This window comes from Curtobacterium sp. MWU13-2055 (assembly GCF_023242305.1).
Classification (GTDB): Bacteria; Actinomycetota; Actinomycetes; order Actinomycetales; family Microbacteriaceae; genus Curtobacterium.
Window position 1 is genome coordinate 983213 of sequence record NZ_JALLIO010000001.1, and the last position, 16331, is coordinate 999543.

Annotated in this window: 10 protein-coding genes; 1 reads left to right on the forward strand and 9 read right to left on the reverse strand. The window is 71.4% G+C overall.

Annotated elements, in window-relative coordinates; genetic code table 11:
- Nucleotides 1–156: 156 nt before the first annotated feature.
- From M4960_RS19625 to M4960_RS04540, 6 genes are read right to left on the reverse strand one after another with little or no spacing between them, the layout of a single operon-like run.
- Entirely contained in the window at nucleotides 157–2277 is a 2121-nt protein-coding gene (locus tag M4960_RS19625) for a glycoside hydrolase family 36 protein (RefSeq protein WP_248703574.1), read from the reverse strand.
- A complete protein-coding gene (locus M4960_RS04520; protein ID WP_173168296.1) occupies nucleotides 2274–3167 on the reverse strand; it encodes an ABC transporter ATP-binding protein in 894 nt (297 codons plus the stop codon). Before M4960_RS04520 ends, M4960_RS19625 begins: the two co-directional genes overlap by 4 nt.
- Complete coding sequence (locus tag M4960_RS04525) at nucleotides 3164–4036, reverse strand: ABC transporter ATP-binding protein (RefSeq protein WP_173168295.1); 873 nt, start codon at nucleotides 4034–4036, stop codon at nucleotides 3164–3166. The genes M4960_RS04520 and M4960_RS04525 overlap by 4 nt, the downstream gene beginning before the upstream one ends.
- Nucleotides 4033–5067, reverse strand: a complete 1035-nt coding sequence (locus M4960_RS04530; protein WP_159573964.1) for an ABC transporter permease — start codon at nucleotides 5065–5067, stop codon at nucleotides 4033–4035. Before M4960_RS04530 ends, M4960_RS04525 begins: the two co-directional genes overlap by 4 nt.
- 12 nt (nucleotides 5068–5079) lie before the next feature.
- A complete protein-coding gene (locus tag M4960_RS04535; RefSeq protein ID WP_111086984.1) occupies nucleotides 5080–6069 on the reverse strand; it encodes an ABC transporter permease in 990 nt (329 codons plus the stop codon).
- A gap of 34 nt (nucleotides 6070–6103) precedes the next feature.
- Entirely contained in the window at nucleotides 6104–7789 is a 1686-nt protein-coding gene (locus M4960_RS04540; protein ID WP_248703575.1) for an ABC transporter substrate-binding protein, read from the reverse strand.
- Between the two features lie 117 nt (nucleotides 7790–7906).
- On the opposite strand from M4960_RS04540, the gene M4960_RS04545 reads away from it, so the two are divergent.
- On the forward strand, nucleotides 7907–10582 hold the full coding sequence (locus tag M4960_RS04545; protein ID WP_248703576.1) for a glycoside hydrolase family 2 protein: 2676 nt from the start codon (nucleotides 7907–7909) through the stop codon (nucleotides 10580–10582).
- Between the two features lie 261 nt (nucleotides 10583–10843).
- On the opposite strand, the gene M4960_RS04550 is transcribed toward M4960_RS04545, so the two are convergent.
- The 3 genes from M4960_RS04550 to M4960_RS04560 form a co-directional block, all read right to left on the reverse strand.
- Nucleotides 10844–13006, reverse strand: a complete 2163-nt coding sequence (locus M4960_RS04550; protein ID WP_248703577.1) for an alpha-galactosidase — start codon at nucleotides 13004–13006, stop codon at nucleotides 10844–10846.
- Nucleotides 13003–15018, reverse strand: a complete 2016-nt coding sequence (locus M4960_RS04555; protein WP_248703578.1) for a beta-galactosidase — start codon at nucleotides 15016–15018, stop codon at nucleotides 13003–13005. Before M4960_RS04555 ends, M4960_RS04550 begins: the two co-directional genes overlap by 4 nt.
- A 92-nt stretch (nucleotides 15019–15110) precedes the next feature.
- Complete coding sequence (locus tag M4960_RS04560) at nucleotides 15111–16241, reverse strand: ROK family transcriptional regulator (protein WP_248703579.1); 1131 nt, start codon at nucleotides 16239–16241, stop codon at nucleotides 15111–15113.
- Nucleotides 16242–16331 lie beyond the last annotated feature (90 nt).

The window sequence follows — 16331 nt, forward strand, 5'->3', positions numbered from 1 at the left end:
GAGGATCCTGAACCAGAAACGTCACCGGCCGGACGCGAACCCGCGTCCCCCGTGCCGTGGACGCGACCACCGACGGGACGGGAGGCACGGCGCCTGCCTGCACCGCGCCTCCCGTCCGCTCCGACGCGCGCCCTGCCATCGCGACGCGCGCCCCGCTCAGTGCTCCGCGTCCGCCCCCTCCGGTCGGACGCGGAGCACCCGCGCTGTGGGGGTCGCCCCGCCGTTGGCGACCTCGAGCGAGCCCGAGGCAGCGTCCCACGCCACGGACCACGACCCGAGCGCCGTCGGGAACAGCGGCTCGACGCCGACCGCCTGCCCGGCGAAGTCCGGCAGCGGCAACGACACCGATCCCGACGCACCGGGCAGCGACCACACCGACAAGTACAGATCGCCCGACACAGCGCGCAAGCCGAGCGCGAGCCAGGGGTCCTCCCACGCCGGCAGCCCGAGCGGCCACTCCGGCACGGACGACTCGATGACCTCGAGCACTGCCCGGTGGGCGGCGATGGCGTCCCCGACCACCGCACGCTGCGCCGACGACATCTCGTTCAGGTAGCCCGACAGGTACATCCGCCCGAGCACCCCGTTCACGAGCGACAGCTCGAACAGGTCGGGCGACATCGACGGCGCCGGGTACGCCCAGTTCCCCGCCTGCTCGGGCAGCATCGCGGCGGGGGCAGCGGCGGCGATCGACGCGGACAGCACCGGGTCCTGCTGGTCCGAGGTCGACTGCATGTGCAACCGGGACAGCATCGCGGAGTCGGCGCGCATCGCTCCCGAGGCGCAGTTCTCGATGAGCAGCGACGGGTACCGCTCCTGCACGGCGTCGAGCCAGTCGAGCAGCGCTCTGCCAGCCGAGACCGAGCCGTCCCACGGCCCCGTCATCGTGTTGTAGTCCATCTTGAAGAAGCTGACCCCGAGCGACCCGACCAGTCGATCGACAACCGAGTCCACGTGCGCCCGCGCGGCCGGCGACCGGAGGTCGAGCAGGTGCCGTCCGTGCTCGGCGACCCGTACCCCGTGGTGGTGGACGAAGGCGTCGTCCGGCAGGGTCGCGGCCAGCGGCGAGTGGATGCCGATGACCTCCGGCTCGAGCCACAGCCCGGCCTGCATCCCCCGCGACCGGATGTGGTCGATGACGAACCCGAGCCCGGTCGGGAACCGCGAAGCAGCTTCCTCCCAGGCTCCGACGGTGTCCCACCAGTGCCCCTCGGCGTACCAGCCCGCGTCGATGCAGAACAGGTCCGCTCCGGCGTCGGCAGCGGCGTCGATCAACGGCAGCAGCTTCTCGGTGGTCGGGTCCCCCATGAGCGTGTTCATGTAGTCGTTGAACACGAGCGGCAGGGCTCGATCGGCCTCGCGCACGTGCCGGAACGCCCGACGCTGCGCCGTGAGCACCTCGAACGCCCCACCGACCGAGCCGGCGATCCCCACCGACACCGGCACGGACACGAACGGCTGCCCCGGAGCGACGACGGCCGTCCACTGGTGCTCCTGGTCGGTCGGTCCGCTCAGCAGCACGTACGCGTGCCGTCGGGTCTCGCCGAGCTCGTACACCCACGGCCCGTTGTGCTCGATCTGCCAGACGAGCGCGTAGGGCGCAGCGCCAGCGGTCGGAGCAGGCGTCAGCACCCCGATCGGCAGTGCCTCACCGGTCGACCACGACCCGCGGTTCTGCACGACGGCGCGGCTGCGGGGCGGGTGGTGCTGCGCCTCGCGGTCGATCGCCGCGAGTCCGATCGACCGCAGCGGATCGGTCCGCCACCGGCTCTCGGCCGCCCAGTCGTTGTCCGCGTGCACGAGGGCCAGGTCGTCGACGCCGACCCCGGAGTCGGTCAGGAACGCCCCGGTCGCGAACGACGACACGAAGTCCACGACGTGCTCACCGTCGTCGGCGGACACCTCAGTCCACGTCTGGAAGCCCGCGACGCCGGCGCGCGCCCGGAACACCGACTCGACCTGGAGGCCCGTGGCCGCGTCCGCCTGCACGATCCGGAACCATGGATCGGTCGCGTCGTCGGACGCACGCCACGACACGGGGCGCAGTCGCGCCCCGATCGTGGAGTCCACGTGCCGGTACCCGCCCGGGAACCGCCCGTGTCCGATCGTCGTCAGCTCCACCAGGGGCTGCGGATCGTCGGGGCCGTCGGCGAGCGCTCCGTCGGCACGCGCTCCGCCGCTCGCCACGAACGACACGAGTGCCGCGGGCTGGTCGTCGCCGATCCGGAACCGTGCCGAGAACCCCGGGGTGACCCAGTCGGCGAAGACGCCGCTCACCGTGCGCCGACCGGTGCCGGCTCACTCGACACCCACGCGCCGACGCCGTGGTCGTAGCAGGTGGTGTTGTCGATCTTCGAGCGGTCGAGAGCGCTGCCCGAGGTCACCTTGCGGTCAGTGCGCTCCGGGTCGGGGGCGGCCTCGGCGAGCAGTCGGGTGTAGTCGTGCTGCGGGTCGAGGATGACGGCGTCGGAGGGCCCGCGCTCGACGACCCGGCCGCGGTAGAGCACCAGGATCTCGTCGGAGAAGTGCCGTGCGGTCGCCAGGTCGTGCGTGATGTAGAGCACGGCGAGGTGGTCCTCGCGCTGCAGGCGGCCCATCAGGTTGAGCACGCTGAGCCGGATCGACACGTCGAGCATCGACACCGGTTCGTCGGCGATGAGCACCTGGGCTCCGGGGGCGAGTGCACGGGCGATGGCGACGCGCTGCCGCTGTCCACCGGAGAGCTCGTGCGGGCGGCGGCTCGCGAAGTCCTCGTCGAGGTTGACGCGGCCGAGCAGTTCCCGCACCTTCTCGGCGGTCTCGTCGGCACCCCGGGCTCGGTGGTGCAGCTGGAGCGGCCGGGCGATGTGGTGCTCGATCGAGTGGAACGGGTTGAGCGACGCGAAGGGGTCCTGGAACACCATCTGCACGTGCCGGCGGTACATGCTGCCGACGACGGGTGTGCCGTCCTCGAGCCGCACGTCGATCGAGCCGCGGGTGGTGTTCTCGAGCTTGGCGAGCATCCGGGCGATGGTGGACTTGCCCGAGCCGGACTCCCCCACCAACGCCACGGTCTTCCCGGGCAGCAGCTCGAACGACACGTCGTCGACGGCATGAAGGGTCGTGCGCTTCAGGCCCTTGCGGGTGTGGAAGTCCTTGCCGAGGTGGCTGACGGTCACGCTGGTCATCGGATCTCCTCGTGGACGGCGGCAGCGTGGTCGTCGACGCCGGAGCGGATGAACGCGCCGCGCTCCCCCGACAGGCTCGGGAACGACTGCAGCAGCTTCTGCGTGTACGGGTGCTTCGGGTCGTGCTGGATGACCGAGGCCCGGTCGCACTCGACGACCTCGCCGCGCAGCATGATCGCGATGCGGTCGCTGATCTCGAGCAGCAGCGGCAGGTCGTGGGTGATGAACACGACAGCGAACCCGAGCTCGTCGCGCAGTCGGACGATCTCACGGAGGATCTCGCGCTGCACCACGACGTCGAGGGCGGTGGTGGGCTCGTCCATGATCATGATCTGCGGTTCGAGCAGCATGGCCATCGCGATCATGACGCGCTGCCGCATGCCGCCGGACAGTTCGTGCGGGTACGCGGTGATGCGGGACGGGTCGACGCCGACGCGGCTCAGGGCGTCCTCGGCGATCGCGCGCCGTTCCTTGCGGGACAGGTCGCGCCGGTGTTCCCTCAGGGCGTCGTCGAGCTGCGCCCGGATGGTGGTGACGGGGTTGAGGGCGTTCATCGCGCCCTGGAACACCATCGACAGCTTCGACCAGCGCACGGCCCGCAGCTGCTCGTGCGGCAGCCCGAGCAGGTCGATGTCGGTGCCGTCGCGGTCGTGGAACGTGATGCTGCCCGAGGCGACCTTCGCCGGCGGTCGGTGCAGCCGGGTGATGGCGTAGGCCAGGGTCGTCTTGCCGCAGCCGGACTCCCCCGCGAGCCCGAGGATCTCGCCGGGCGCCAGGGTGAGCGACACGTCCTTGACGGCGTGCACGGGGTGTTCGGTCTCGTAGACGACGTCGAGGTGGTCGATCGTCAGCACGGCTTCGGCACTCATCGGACGAACTCCTTCGTGGTGCGTGCGGAACGCGAGGCGCGGGCGGCCCGCTTGGCGCGACGTTCGCGCCGCCGCTGGGCACGCACGTTCGCCAGTCGCGGGTTGATGACCTCGTCGATCGAGAAGTTCACCAGGGACAGGCCCATGCCGAGCAGGGCGATGAGCAGGCCGGGCGGCACGAACCACCACCAGGCGCCGTTCGCCAGCGCGAAGCCGTTCTGGGCGTAGAAGAGCATGGTGCCGAGCGTCGACGAGTTCGACGCCCCGAGGCCGAGGAACGACAGCCCCGCTTCCCCGAGAATCGCGGCGATCACCGCGAACACGAACTGCGACGCCAAGACGGGCAGCAGGTTCGGCAGGATCTCGACGGCGATGACCCGCCAGGGTCGTTCGCCGGCGACACGGGCGGCGGAGACGTAGTCGCGGTTCCGGATCGACATCGTCTGCGCACGGAGCACCCGCGCGGAGCCCGCCCACGAGGTGATCGCGAGGACGACGGCGATGGTCCAGAGCCCGCGGGCCTCGCGCGGGACCAGGCCGGAGATGACGATCACGAGCGGCAGGCCGGGGATCACGAGGAACACGTTCGAGAACAGCGAGAACGCCTCGTCCATGATCCCGCCCAGGTAGGCGCCGAGGATCCCGAAGAACGCGGACAGCACCGTGGCGAGGACGCCGACGATCAGGCCGATCTGCAGGCTGCCGCGGGTGGCGTAGGCGAGCTGAGCGAGCACGTCCTGCCCGGTCTGGGTGGTCCCGAGCAGGTTCTCGCCGCTCGGTCCCTGCAGTCCGGAGTCGCGGATGGTGGTCGGGTCGCCGACGAGCAGCGGCCCGACGACGCCGAACAGCGTGACGCCGGCGACGAGGGCGATCCCCGTGATGAGCCACGGGGTCAGGGTCGGCAGGAAACGGCGGATGCCGCCCTTCGGTCGTGACGCGCGGGCCGTGGCGATGCTCCGCGTCGACCCGGCGTCGGCTTCCTCGGCGAGTGCGCCGATGGTGGGTTCGGTGTCCTGCTGGATGTTGGTCATGGCGTGTCCTCCCTAGCTCCGCGCCCGCGTCCGCGGGTCGATGAGCCCGTACAGCAGGTCGACGACGAGGTTCGCGCCGAGGACCGCCAGGGTGATGAACAGGAAGATCCCCTGCATGAGCGCGTAGTCGTTGTTCGTCACGGCGGACAGCAGCTTCGACCCGATGCCCGGGTACGAGAACACCTGCTCGGTGACGACGGAGCCGGACACGATGAACCCGAGGGAGATCGCGAACCCGGCGACCGAGGGCAGGACGGCGTTCCGGGCGGCGTAGTTCCGCAGGATCTTGCCGTCGGACAGCCCCTTGGCCTGGGCGGTGGTGATGTAGTCCTCGGACAGCGTCGACACCATCATGTTGCGCATGCCGAGCAGCCAGCCGCCCAGCGATGCGAGCACGATCGTCACGGCCGGCAGCACCCCGTACTGGATCGCCGAGGCGATGAAGTCCCAGTTGAACCCGGGGGTCAGGATGACGTCGTAGCCGCCCTGGGCCGGGAACAGGTGGATGCCGGTGGCGAAGAAGTACACCAGGATCAGCGCGAGCCAGAAGTACGGCACCGCGGCGAGCAGGGTGGTGGCCGGCACGAACGAGTCGAGCCAGGTGCCCGGACGCCAGCCGACGAAGGCGCCGAGGCCGACGCCGATGATGGCGGCCAGGATGGTGGCGATGCCGACCAGGGCGATGGTCCACGGCAGCGAGCTCGCGATGACCTCGGTGACGGGGGCCGGGAAGTAGCTGACGGACACCCCGAGGTCACCGCGGAACACGTTGACCAGGTAGTGGCCGTACTGGGAGATCAGCGGCTCCGAGGAATCGCCACCGAGGAGCAGCTCGTACGCCTGCCGTGTCGCCGGGGTCACCTGCCCGCCGCGCTGCTGGAGCTTGGCGAGCAGGATGTCCACCGGGTTCCCGGGCAGCAGCCGCGGGATGATGAAGTTCAGCGTCAGTGCCGCCCACAGCGCGACGATGTAGAAGCCGATCTTGCGCAGGAAGTAGGTCATCGTCGAGTGCTCCTCGGTCGCGATCCCATCGTGGTCAGCCCTTCGCCGGCTTCAGTGCCTTGAAGATCTCGGCGTTGTCCGGGCTCGCCCAGACGGCCGGGAAGGCGTAGAGGTCGTCCTTCGTCGGCCAGCCGGTGAACTTCGCCGCGTGGAACTCACTCGTCGTGCCGCCGGTCATCACCGGGATGTACGGCAGGTCCTCGACGATGTGCTGCTGGATCGTGTCGAGCTCCGGCTGCGTCGCGGCGGTGTCCTCGGGGTTGATCGTGGCCAGCTTCGCGATGGCCTTGTCCACGTCGGGGTTGCTGTAGCGCGAGATGTTCATCGGGGCTGCAGCACCGACCTTCGCGGTGTTCGCCGTCGTGAAGTAGTTGTTGTACAGGTAGTACGGGTTCGCCGTCGGGCCCTGGCCGAGCGAGTCGATGGCGAGCTCGAAGTTGCCCTTGGTCTTCTTGTCGGTCCACTCGTTCCACGACGACTGCTGCGCCTTGAGCTCGATGCCCGCGGCCTTGAGCTGCTGCGTCATCGTGTCGATCGCGGTGATGTAGTCGGTCCAGCCGGTGACGACCTCGACGGTCAGGGACAGCTTCTTGCCGTCCTTGGCGTAGATGCCGTCGGCGCCCTTCTTCCACCCGGCGCCCTCGAGCGACGACGCGGCGGCGGCCTTGTCGGCGGTCTCCGGCATCACGGCCGGCTCGATGTCCTTCGAGATGGTGTCCTTCTGCGTCGTGGTGAGCGCGAAGGTCGGCGAGATCTCGCTCGCGGTGTTCTCGAACGCCAGCGAGTTGAGCTGCTTGCGGTTGATCGCGTCGGCGATGGCGTGCCGGACGGCCGGGTCGGTCTGCGGGCCGGTGCAGCCGAGGTCGGTGTTCGCGCAGGTGAGCAGCGCCATCTGGTTCTGGCCGACGGTGATGCCGTCGTAGCCGTTGTAGTTGCCGGCGATGTCGTCCATGTTCGGCACCGGGCCGGTCTGCCAGTCGATCGAGCCCTGCTTGAGCGCGTCGGCACCGGCGGTGTTGCCGGAGAGCGACAGGTAGCGGATGGTCTTCACGGCCGGGGCGCCGTCCCAGTACTTCTTGTTCGCCTCGAGGGTGAAGGCCTGCGCCTTGAAGGTGCCGAGCGTGTACGGACCGGTGCCGACGGGCTCGCGTACGACGTCGGTGGTCGGGTCGATGTCCTTCCACAGGTGCTCGGGCACGATCCAGGTCTTGCCGAGCAGGTTCGGGCCGAGCACGAACGACGGCTTGTCGAACGTCACGACGACCTTGTCATCGCCGTCGGCCTTCGCGTTGCCGTCGTAGCCGATCGAGTTGAGGGCCTTCTGCTTCTTGAGCATGTCGAGCGTGAACACGACGTCCTTCGAGGTGAAGGGCTCACCGTCGCTCCAGGTCGCCCCGTCGCGCAGCGTGATGGTGAGCTGCGTGCCGTCGGTGTTCCACTCGTACGACTTGCCGAGCAGCGGCTTCGGGTCGTTCGTGTTGACGTTGGTGATGAAGAACAGCGACTCGTAGATCGTGCCGACGCCGCCGATGTTGGACGGCGACCACGGGTTGAAGTTGATCTGGTAGTCGCCGGACTGTCCGGTGTAGGCGACCAGGGTCGAGGCGGCGTCGTCCTTCGTGCTGGCGTTGCCGCTCGCGCTGCAGCCGCTCAGCGCGAGGCCGGCGGCGAGGAGGACGGCGGCGCCGATGGCGAGCCGTGAACGGGTTGGGTTGAACATCGTTGTCCTCTCGGTCTGCGTCGTCGCAGGATCCACGTTGTGAGCGTGATTGTTACACGCGTAAACTAAGGCGGTCAAGGGGTCGGGTCACGGCCCCGTCACGATTGAGGAGACGCAATGGAGCGGACCACCCTGGACGGCACGTGGACGGTCGAGGCGGTGCACGGCCCGGCGCAGGCCGATGCGCACCGGGAGCCGGTCGCCGCGATCGTCCCCGGCGGCGTGCACACCGACCTGCTGCGGGCGGGCCGGATCCCCGACCCGTTCGACGGCGACAACGAGGCCACGACCCAGTGGATCGGCGACACGGTGTGGCGGTACCGCCGCACCTTCACGTGGTCGGGCGAGACCGGCACGGGCCCGAACACGCACGCCCGCCACGACCTCGTCGCCGACGGCCTCGACACCCTCGCGACGATCGAGCTGAACGGCATCGTCGTCGCCACCACCGCGAACCAGCACCGCGCGTACCGGTTCCCCGTCGGGCACCTGCTGCGCCCCGGCACGAACGAGCTCGTGATCACCTTCGACGCCCCGGTCCCCGCGGCCGAGCGACTGTCCGCCCTGCACGGCGGCGAACTCCCCCACGTCAACCACCACCCGTACAACGCACTCCGCAAGAACGCGTCGAACTTCGGCTGGGACTGGGGCATCGACGTCGCCACGAGCGGCATCTGGAAGTCGATCGGCATCGAGTCGTGGAGCGGCGCCCGCATCGCGGCCGTCCGCCCCCTGGTCGACGTCGACGTCACCACCGGCGTGCTCACCGCGCACGTCGACGTCGAGTCCGCAGGTTCCACCGGGGCCTTCTCCCAGCACATCGGGTCGGCTCCGGTCGCAGGGGTGTCCGGTCGGCCCGGCCTGGAGGCGCGGGTCACCCTGACCCCGCACGTCACCCTCGGCGGGGCCGACGGCCACGGCGCCGCCCTGGCCGAGCAGAGCACGTCCGCCCCCGGCGCGAGCGGCACCGAGGCGGCGGCGACGCCCGTCGGGTCCGGCACCGTGCCTCCCGGCCGCCCGTCCGCGCCGGGCGTGACGTCCGTCACCAGCGTGCGCGCCGTCGTCGACGGCACCGCCGTCGTGCGGCTCGAGGTCCCCGACGTCGCCGTCTGGTGGCCGCGCGGCGAGGGCGACCAGCCGCTGTACGACGTCCGGGTCGAGGTCGGCGACGACGTCTGGACCGGCCGCGTCGGGTTCCGCACCGTGACGCTCGACACCGCCGCCGACGCCGGCGGAGCCCCGTTCCTGCTCCGGGTGAACGACCGGCCCGTGATCGTGCGGGGCGCGAACTGGATCCCCGACCACGCGTACCTGACCGAGATGACGCCCGAGCGCTACGCCGACCGGATCGACGACGCGATCGAGGCGAACGTCAACCTGCTCCGCATCTGGGGCGGCGGGATCTACGAGTCCGACGACCTGTACGACCGCTGCGACGAGCTCGGCGTGCTCGTCTGGCAGGACTTCCTGTTCGCCTGCGCCGCCTACGCCGAGGAGCCCTGGCTCGCCGACGAGGTCGAGCCCGAGGTCCGCGAAGCCGTCACCCGGCTCAGCCCGCACCCGTCGCTCGTGGTGTGGAACGGCAACAACGAGAACCTCGTCGCGTACGCCGAGTGGGGCTGGCGGCCGTCGCTCGTCGGCCGGACCTGGGGCAACGGCTACTACCGCTCGCTGCTGCCCTCCATCGTCGCCGAGCTCGACCCGACCCGTCCGTACACGCCGGGCAGCCCGTTCTCGTTCGACGAGTACCTGACGCCGAACGACGATCGCAACGGCAGCGTGCACATCTGGGATGTCTGGAACCGGCTCGACTACCGGGCCTACGCCGACTGGAACCCGCGGTTCGTGGCGGAGTTCGGGTTCCAGGGGCCGCCCGCCTGGTCGACCCTCACCGCGGTGGTGCACGACGAGCCGCTCGACCCCGACGGCCACGAGATGCTCGTGCACCAGAAGGCCGACCAGGGCAACCGGAAGCTCGCCGACGGCATGCGCGGGCACCTGCCGTCGCCGACGAGCATCGAGGACTGGCACTGGGCGTCACAGCTCAACCAGGCGCACGCGATCCGCTTCGGCATGGAGTGGTTCCGGTCCCGCACGCCCGACAACACCGGGATGATCGTCTGGCAGCTCAACGACGACTGGCCCGTGGTGTCCTGGGCGCTCGTCGACCACGCGGGCATCCGGAAGCCCGTCTGGTACGCGGTGCGGCAGGCCTACCAGCCGGTGTTGCTCACGGTGCAGCCGTCTGCGGCCGGGGGTGCGGGCGCCGCGGGCGCTGCTGGCGGGCTCGACGTCGTGCTCGTGAACGCGTCCGGGGCGCCGGTCACCGACGAGGTCACGGTCGCCCGCGTCGCGTTCGACGGCACGGTGCTCGACTCGTCGTCGTTCTCGCTCGCCGCCGCACCCGCCGATGCCGACCGGGTCACGCTGCCGGCCTCGCTCGCCGTGCCCGGGGACGCCGGGTCCGAGGTGCTCGTCGTCACCGGAGCCGGAACCCGCACGGTGTTCGACTTCGCCGAGGTCGTCGACCAGGTGCTCGCCCGCGCACCGCTGTCCACGTCGGTCACGGGGACGGACGACGGGGCGGTCGTCACGGTGACGGCGACGTCCTACGCGCGGGACGTCTCGCTGTTCCCGGACCGCGTGGACCCGGCCGCTCGGGTCGACGACGGGTTGGTGTCCCTGCTCGCCGGCGAGTCGGCGACCTTCACGGTGACGGGTGCGCCGGGCATCGACCCCGAGGCACTCGTCGGCCCGCTCGTCCTCCGTCACGCGGGCTCGCTCCTCCCCTGACGAGCCCCGCGCCCGGGCGGGGACGGGTTCTGCCAACGGCGTGACGGTTCTGGTTCACGATCCTGCGAGATCGCGAACCAGAACCGTCAGCACACCAGTACGGCCGCGCCGTCCCGCCGAGCGGGCGAAACACCCGCGTGCGCACGCCACGAACCGGGATGTTCCGCCCGCTCGCCGGCCGCGCCTGCCCGACCACGGCCGACGGCCGACGCCAGCCAGCCGACGGCGGCAGGCAGGCCGACGGCGGCAGGCAGGGTCGCGTCAGTCGAGGGCGTGCAGCTCGAACACGATCGCGGTCGCGGGGGCCAGCAACGGCAGCCGCGCCCCGACGTCCTCGAGCACCGCACCCGACAGCTCCAGGTACCCGCGCACGAGCCACGCCGGCGGCACCATGTCGAGTCCGTGCGGCACCCGCAGCCCCGTGACGGGGGCGAGCCGGTAGCGCCGCGCCCGGTCGAGCCCCCGCATCCGCAACGGCACCGGCAGCGACTGCGGCCCGGTCTCGGTCCGTGCGACCCGCACCAGCGCCCGCGACCGGTCGACGGCCACGACCGAGGTCGCCACGAGCCCGGGGTCGCCGAGGTCCAGGTGCCGGAGTCGCCCGGTGTGCAGCAGTCCGCGCTCCCGCTTGTACAAGGCCGTCCACGCCCGCAGCCGGTCGAGCTCCGCAGGCGCCAGCCGGGTGACGTCGGTCTCGATGCCGGCGGAACCGAACAGCGACACCGCCATCCGGAAGTCCAGGTCGAGGTGCCGGCCGGTGGTGTGCGAGACCTCGGGGCCGACGTGCGAGCCGATCAGCTCGAGCGGCAGCAGTGCCTCGGTCCAGCGTTGGATCGGCAGGCGTTCGAACGCGTCGTTCGAGTCCGACGGCCACACCCGGTCGGTGCGCTCCAGCACGCCGAGGTCCACGCGGGCGCCGCCGCTCGCGCACGCCTCGATCTCGAGCCACGGGTGACGGGCGCGCAGGGCGTCCATCAGCGTCCAGACCCCGCGAGTGTGTGCGTCGATGCCGGCGCGTCCGGCGTGGACCGCGTGCACGATGTCGCGGTTCTGGTCCCACTTCACGAAGTCGACGTGGTGCGCCCCGATGACGGCGGACATCGCCTCGAGCACGTACGCCCGCGCGAGCGGGTTCGCCATGTCGAGCACGTACTGGTTCCGCCAGGTGCGGACGTCGTCCTCGGGGCGCTGCAGCAGCCACTCGGGGTGCGCCGCCGCGAGCTCGGACACCGGGCTCACCATCTCGGGTTCGAACCACAACCCGAAGTCCATGCCGAGTCCGCGGACCCGGTCGACGAGCGGCCCGAGGCCGTCCGGCCACACCGTCGGGTCGACGCGCCAGTCCCCCAGCGACGTCGAGTCCGAGCGCCGCCCGAGGAACCAGCCGTCGTCGAGCACGAACCGCTCGACGCCGATGTCCGCGGCGGTCTCGGCCAGTGCGACCAGGGGCGCGAGGCCCTGCCGGTAGTAGACGGCCTCCCACGTGTTGAGCACCACCGGACGGGGGCGCTTCGGGTGACCGGGGCGGCTGCGCAGCGAGTCGTGCAGCCGGTCGGACAGGCCGTCGAGCCCGGCGTCGCTCCAGACGAAGACGGCGTCGGGCGCGGCGAAGGACTCCCCCTGCCCGAGGACCACCTCGGCGGCGCGCAGGAGCTCCCCGGCGCCGAGCAGCGGTCGCGCCTCGGCGAGCAGGTCGTGGCGGTGCACCGAGTCGGCGCTCCAGGCCAGGTGCACGGCCCAGAGCTCACCCTGGGCGTCCGAGAACCCCGGCGTCCCGAGCACGAGCAGCGTCGGGGCGTCGTGGCCGGTGCGACCACGGCGGCTCTCCCGCGCGTGGCTGCCGGCGGTCAGGGTCCGGCGCTGCGGGGTGCGCTCCCGGGTCCAGCGTCCGGCCAGGTCGAGCACCTCGCCGACCCGTTCGCCCACGGGCAGCGTCGCCTCGAGTGCCTGCAGGTGCACGGGCACGGCGGCCCCGTTCGTCACGGTGTGCCCGACGCGCAGCACCCCCGCGGCGTCGAGCCGGAAGGCACTCCGCAGCAGCAGTTCGTCGGACACCGCGGTCACGACCAGCACGCCCGGCTCCGCGGTCACCTCGACGTCGCGCCACCGCGGCACGAGCGGCAGCCCGTCGACGTGCCCGGCGATCGCGGGTCGTCCCTCCCACCCGTCGCGTTCGGTCGGCAGCACGGTCAGTGGCCAGGCTGCATCGAGGGCGCTCGGTCCGAGCGGCCGTCCGAGCGCGAGCAGCAGTTCGGCGCCGTCGCCGTCCGTCACGGGTCCGACGTCGCGGCCCCAGTGCAGCACCTCGGGCAGCCCGTCGTCGGCGGTCGCCAGCACGAGCGACACCCCGCCGCTGCGCAGGACCTGCACCTGCCGTCCGTCGAGTGCGCGCGCCGGCGCCGGATCGCGGTCCACGACGGTCACGACGCACGCTCCTCGCGCAGGACGCGGATGCGACCGGCGGGCACGACGGTCTCCGGCCCGTGGCCGGAGCCGTCGAGCAGGTCCGTACCGGACGCGACGACCGTCACGTCGTCCGCGCGGTGGTTGACGAGGAACAGGAACACGGAACCGTCGTCGTGGACGCGGCGCACCGCCTCCAGGCCGGGAGGCGCGGTGACCGTCCGCGGGAGCGTGCGCTCCTCGATGACCCGGTCCACGAGCCGCTGGGTGCTCTGGGCAGGCAGCATCGCGGACACGTACCAGGCGCCGCCGCCGACGGCGCGGCGGGTGACCGCTGCGCGGTCCGCGAGCGGTCCGTCCGTGTACCGGAGCACGACGTCGGCGTCGTCGACCACGACGGCCTCGGCCCAGTCGGTGACGGTGCCGCCGTCGTCGAGCGTGCGGGTCTCGTCGCGCTGCAGCGGGGTGAACTCCTCGCTCCAAGCGCCGAGCACCTGCCGGAACGCGCCCGGGTAACCGCCGGAGCGGATGCGGGCGGTCTCGTCGGCGACGCCGGACAGGTAGGTGACGATCAGGGTCGCACCGCGGTCGACCACCGCGGCGATCCGTGCGGCGGTGGCGTCGTCGACGATGAGCATCGTGGGGACGACCACCACGTCGTAGCCGTCGAGGTCGGCGTCCGAGGGCACGACGTCGGTGAGCACCTGCCGGTCGTGGAACGCGGCGTACCAGGCACGGAGCTCCCGCGAGTACCGCAGTCCCCGGTGCGGCGTCAGCCCGGACTGCAGCGCCCAGCCGGACGGCTCGTCGACGACGATCGCGACCCGGGCGGGCTCGACGCGGCTGCCCTGCACGGGGGCGAGGTCGCGGAGTGCGCGGCCGAGCGCGACGACCTCGCGCCAGATCCGGGTGCGGGTACCGGCGTGCGGGACCATCGCGGAGTGGAACTGCTCGGCCCCTGCGGTGGAGGCCCGCCACTGGAAGAACAGTGCGCCGTCGGACCCGCGGGCGACGTGCACGAGCGAGTTGCGCAGGATCTCGCCCGGTTCCTTCGCCCGGTTGCGCTGCTGCCAGCTCGGGCCGCCCGTCGAGTGCTCCATGAGCAACCACGGGGTGCGGCCGGCGGTGATGCCGCGCATCCGGTCAGCGGCGAGGGCGAGGTCCTGCTCGCGGTGCGGGTCGTCGACGAGCGTGTAGTGGTCGTTCGCCGGGATCGCGACGTGCTTCGCCCATTCGGCGTAGTCGACGACCTGCGATCCCGCACCGACCATGAAGTTCGTCGTGACGGGGACGTCCGAGTGCTGCTCGATGACGGCCTTCTCGGCGTCGAAGTGCCGGAGCAAGGCGTCGGACGAGTACCGCTCGAAGTCCAGGAAGAGGCCGGGGTTCGGTGCGCCGCCGACTCCACGCGGGGGTGAGACCTCGTCGAAGGACGTGTAGGTGTGCCCCCAGAAGGCCGTTCCCCACGCGGCGTTCGCGGTGTCGACGTCCCCGTACCGGTCGGCGAGCCAGCGCCGGAAGTCCGCGGCCGACTCCTCGCAGTAGCAGCGGCCGTTCCCGCCACCGAGCTCGTTGCTCACGTGCCACAGCCGCACCGCGGGGTGGTGACCGTACCGTTCGGCCAGGGCGCCGACGATCCGCAGGGCGTGTTCGCGGAACACCGTCGACGCCGCACACCACCCGAGACGTCCACCCGGGCGCTCACGACGCTCCGTCGCGTCCACCGGCAGCACTTCGGGGTGGGCGGTCAGCAGCCAGTTCGGCGGAGCGGCGGTCGGGGTCGCGAGGTCCACGGCGATGCCGTTGTCGTGCAGCAGGGCGATGACGTCGTCGAGCCAGTCGAAGGTGTACTCCCCCGGCGACCGCTCGAGCAGCGCCCACGAGAAGACCCCGATCGTGACCAGGTTCACCCCGGCCTCGCGCATCAGGCGGACGTCCTCGAGCCAGACCTCGCGCGGCCACTGTTCAGGGCTGTAGTCGCCGCCGAACGACAGGCCGTCGGTCGGCCACGGGACGGTGGGGGCAGCGGTCACGGCATCTCCTTCGATGGGTGGACCGCACCAGCCTCCCGTCTCCGGCGGTGTTTGTCAACGTGTGTAACTAACGCGCTGGCAGTGGTGCCGCATCAGGTCTCCAGCAGCTGCCGGATCGCGAGGACCGCCCCCGCTCGCGCCCACTCCGAGAACTCGAACGGCTGCACCTCGACCGTCACCGGCTGCCGGTACGGCGCCAGGGCAGCACGGAGCGACTCGTCCACCGTGGTCCGCGCCAGGTCGTACACCGGCAGCCCGTCGCCGGTCAGGACGATCGCGGCAGGGTCGGCGATGTGCACCGCAGTGGCCAGGACGACACCGAGTGCTCGCCCGGCGTCCTCGAACGCCGCCACGGCCCGTTCGTCACCGTTCCGCGCGAGCTCGACGACCTGCTCGTACGACGATCCCTCGCGCCCGGCGTTCCGCACGATCACCGGACTCGGCAGGTAGCTCGAGGCACACCCCGCGTGCCCGATGCCGCAGTCGGGCCCACCGCCGAGGACCGGAAGGTGCCCGATCCGACCGAGTCGCCCGTGCTCGCCGGTGGAGACCTGCCCGTTCACGATGAGCCCGAGGCCGAGCCCCTCACCCACGGTGACCAGGGCCATCGACCCGCGGCCGGCGCCGGCACCGAACCAGTGCTCCTTGACGGTCAGGGCGTGGACGTCGTTCGCCGTGAACGCTGCGAGCCCCGTTCGCTCCCGGACCATCCGGGCGAACGCGACGTCGGTCCACCCGAGGAACGGCGACGACGCGACAACGGCCTCTCCGCCCCGGGCGAGGACGTCACCGGGCAGGGAGACCCCGACGGCGCAGATCGCAGGGTGCACGGCACGGAGGCGCTCGTGCACGGTGCTGATCTGGTCGGCCAGGTCCTCCGGCAGGGTCGACGGCACCGTCTCCTCGTGCAGGGCCAGGACGCGTCCGCCCAGGTCGGTCACCGCGGCGTACAGGCGCTCCCGGGTGAGCTTGACGCCGAGGAACTCCCACTGCCCCGAACTCGACTGCAGCAGCTCCGACGGCCGACCGGTGGCCCCACGCACGTCGGTACCGACCTCGACCACGAGCCGGTGGGCCACGAGGATGCGCATCGCCCGGGTCAAACTCGCTCGCGACAGCCCGAGCGACCGAGCGATCTCCGCCCGCGAGAGCGTGCCGTGGATGAGGATCTCCCGCAGTGCCAAGCGGGAACCCTCGGGCAGTGCCGGCCAGGCTTCGGTCATCGTTCCTCCGTCGTCGGCTGATCCTACGGCTCAGCCCGCAAACGCAGAAAACCCCTGACCAGTGCTGGTCAGGGGTTCCCTGGTGTTGCA